The sequence below is a fragment of the Gilliamella sp. wkB171 genome, from assembly GCF_001693755.1.
In the GTDB taxonomy this organism is placed as follows: Bacteria; Pseudomonadota; Gammaproteobacteria; order Enterobacterales; family Orbaceae; genus Gilliamella; species Gilliamella apicola_F.
The window spans coordinates 1-3,257 of the sequence record NZ_LYST01000049.1 but is presented as its reverse complement, the minus strand read 5'-3'; the positions used below and the strand labels follow the sequence as shown (position 1 = coordinate 3,257).

Sequence of the window (3,257 nt, the reverse complement as noted above, 5' to 3'; positions counted from 1 at the left end):
GTATACACAAAAAATAGCGGATGTAATTTCATTATATTATGGTGTAAAAGGCGTAGGCATTGTTAACGGTAAAATAAGTGCGGTAGATTTAGCTAAAGCAGAAAAGGCGATTAATGAATATAATGCATTTAAGCAAGAATTAAATGCTGGAAAGGGAACGGGTCTAACATCAACTCAAATAAAAGATGTTAAAACAATTAGTGCAGGAGAAGCAAATAAACCATTTATTGAAAGAGGATGGAGTGCTCCATATGATTCATCAACTCAGGTACGACAGTTTACTGCGGCTAGTGAACTTAACTTTGTGCGTGTTCATACAAATGATAACGTTGCAGGTCAATTTATAGTTAGGGCTGATGAAATCAAAGGTATGACACCACAACAAATACAACAACATTTGGCTTTACCTACAATACCAACATTTATTTCTGATGTTAAAGTACCTTCAGGAACGAGATTACAAGTCGGTAGAGTTGCGCCTCAGCCCAATTTTGGTGCCCCAAATAAAGGGGGAACTCAATATCAATTAATAGATAAAATACCACTTGAAAATTTTCATAATACGAGACCACTAAAATGATAAAAAGTATTGATAAAAAAATAATAAATAAAGCTATTAATATAAATAATAATTTACAACTAGTATTAATAGACGGCTGTGATGTTATATTTAAAAAAAAGCCTTTAGAAATTTCAAGAAATGTTTTTATGATTAATTCTAGTGGTGAAGTTATATGGCGTATTTGTTCAAAAAATGACAAATTTGGTGATAGCTTTACTAATATTTATGAAAAAGATGGTGAATTTAAGGCTTATAGGTGGGATGGTGGGCAATACAATATTGATATAAAAACAGGATTTGCTACACCAGAAATATTGTTAAAATAGTTATACTGACCCACAAATCCTAGTATAAAAAACTTGGTTTTAGTATAATGTAGACCTGAGCAAATTGTTTATCAACTTTTAGATCTGCATCGCCAGTTCAATAATCAACTTGCCCTGTTCAATCTTAACGATAACAGGGCAGCCTACATAAAACCCTATCTGCTCCAGCCACCTGCCTTTAATGGTCAGTTGTGATCTGAGATTGAGTTTTGTGCCTTGTGGCATGTAACCCACGGTATAAAACCGCTCAGTGGGTTGTGATGCTTTGTCTGTGGTTGGATTGTAGGTTAATATATGTCTTAGTTATAGTTAACTCCGTAATAGTTAGTTGTGGTTAGCTGTGGTGGCACACCGTTAATCTGCGCTATTATTTACTGTGTTGTGTTACTTCTCTTGTTTAGCTCGCTCAGTTTTAATTAACCAATCAACTGCTTAGCCTGATGTTTTAAAATCATAGCGTCTAAAATCTCTTTTATTGACTTCTGCTCGTCAGCAGTCATCTGCTTGACCACCTCAAACTTAAGCTTAAGTTCGTCCGGTGGATTTAGTTCCTCGCTTTTTCAACTATCCACTAATCAAAATCATATCGAAAATAAAGCGGATTATAAAGTCAGTAGCAGCAGTGTTGGCGTCAGCACCATTGGCATGCCATCAATGCCAGCCGGTTATAATAAAAAAGACAATGAACAATCGATAACGCATTCAGCGGTGTCCCAAGGCACCATCATCATCCGCAATGAGAATGAACAAAAGCAGGATATCAATGAGTTAAGTCGGGATACTGAGCATGCCAGTAATGAACTTAAGCATATCTTTGATAAAGAAAAAGAACAAAGCAAAATAGACCAAACCCGGTTAGTGAGTGAAATTAGTGGTGAAACACTCACCATGCTCAACACCATAGACCGCATTAAAGCGACAGAAGAGGCGAAAAAAGCGGTAGAAGACAAAAGACAAAAATCCGATAAACCGTTAACCGACAAAGAACAACAAGAAATATATAAAGAAGCCTACGACAAAGCGATGAATGAAGGCATGTCAGCGATGGGAAGTAATACCCGTCAAGGCATCGACATGGCGATTAATATCATCAATGGCTTAATCACCGGCGACATGACCGGTGCGATAGCTGGTGCATTGGCACCAAAACTGGCCACGATAATCAAGCAGCAAACCGGTGACAATAAGGTCGCTAACACTATCAGTCATTCCATCCTTGGGGCCGTGGTTGCCGAGCTACAAGGTAACTCAGCTGTTGTTGGCGGAGTTGGTGCAGCGGTCAGTGAGCGAGGTGCAGAAGTCATTGCCAGTATTCTTTATCCGAATAAAAGTATAGATGAATTAAATCAGGATGAAAAACAACAAGTCAGCGCACTCGCCCAACTGGCCACCGGTCTGACTATTGCCGCATTAGGTGGTGATGCTCAGGATATTAATACCGCTATCGCTGGTGGTAAAAATGCGGTTGAGAATAACCGATTACTGACGCCAAAAGAAGAAAAACGCCTTTGGGAACTAGCCAAAGATGATTTACAGCAATATTTATTGTATAAAGCAGCAGCTTGTGCTTTAGTGCATTGCTCTAAAGAGTTTGCTGATGACGACCCAAGGAAAGCAGAATATTTAGCGTTAGAAGAACTAGGAAATAGTTCTGAACTAGATGCTTATAGAGAGGAGTTAAGTAAGCAAACAGATAGTGCCAAAGTTAAATTGCCCAACTATACTACAGGTGGAGGAGAAGAGTATTATAGAAAACTGGAAAAATTATTTGAATATACAACTGGCGATAGCATTTCTGATAATGTCAATTATTTTGACAGTAAATATAGCATAAGTATAAGAGCGGGTGGAGTATTGCAATTGGGATATGCTGCACTCGATGGTGTAGCAGCTGTCGCACTATCACCCGCATGTGGTAGCGTAGCAGGTTGTGCGCCAAGTGTTTTATTAACATGGTCTATGGTTGATAATGGCGCAACTGCGCTAATGGTTATTTATAAGGGGAAGACATACTATACTCAAACAGCACAAGGGCTTTCAAAAATATTAGGCACATCAGAGTCAGATGCTGAAATGTTATTTGGTCTTTCAACTGGAGCGATTTCAGCCAATAGTTTAAAAGCATTAGCATTGACATCTCGAACAACCGGGCAAAAATTAACCGAAAAAGAAATTGAGCAAATAAACAAAAATGTTAGTAATATAAATAAAGAAAAAGAGGTTACAAATGCTGGAAATGGGACGAAGCTTGAAATAGATCCAAATAAATTTGATTATCTTTATGGCAAAGTAAATAGCGGATCACATAATACTGCTCGTTCAACTCAATTATCCCAAATGATGAGACGGCTTGGGCTACAGACCAATGA

3 protein-coding genes and 2 pseudogenes are annotated in these 3,257 nt (G+C 38.0%); 3 read left to right on the top strand and 2 right to left on the bottom strand.

Translation table 11 applies throughout. The features are described 5' to 3' along the window. Positions 1–580: pseudogene (locus tag A9G03_RS12570) on the top strand (hypothetical protein); the annotation flags it as partial. Further along, entirely contained in the window at positions 577–888 is a 312-nt protein-coding gene (locus tag A9G03_RS10025) for a hypothetical protein (RefSeq protein WP_065798355.1), read from the top strand. The pseudogene A9G03_RS12570 and the gene A9G03_RS10025, both read left to right, overlap by 4 nt. A gap of 78 nt (positions 889–966) precedes the next feature. On the opposite strand, the gene A9G03_RS12380 is transcribed toward A9G03_RS10025, so the two are convergent. After that, positions 967–1,182 (bottom strand): type I toxin-antitoxin system SymE family toxin, encoded by a 216-nt coding sequence (locus A9G03_RS12380; protein WP_257006520.1) that lies wholly within the window; start codon positions 1,180–1,182, stop codon positions 967–969. Positions 1,183–1,304: 122 nt separating this feature from the next. Beyond that, positions 1,305–1,439: pseudogene (locus A9G03_RS12895) on the bottom strand (helix-turn-helix domain-containing protein); the annotation flags it as partial. A gap of 94 nt (positions 1,440–1,533) precedes the next feature. Here A9G03_RS12895 and A9G03_RS10015 point away from each other — a divergent pair. Further along, positions 1,534–3,257: VENN motif pre-toxin domain-containing protein (locus A9G03_RS10015; protein ID WP_442903117.1), on the top strand; the 1,724-nt coding region annotated here is incomplete at its 3' end.

What these genes read in the sequence shown, in the direction of transcription:
- A9G03_RS10025 (WP_065798355.1), top strand. Translation starts at nt 577, where the DNA reads ATGATAAAAAGTATTGATAAAAAAATAATAAATAAAGCTATTAATATA.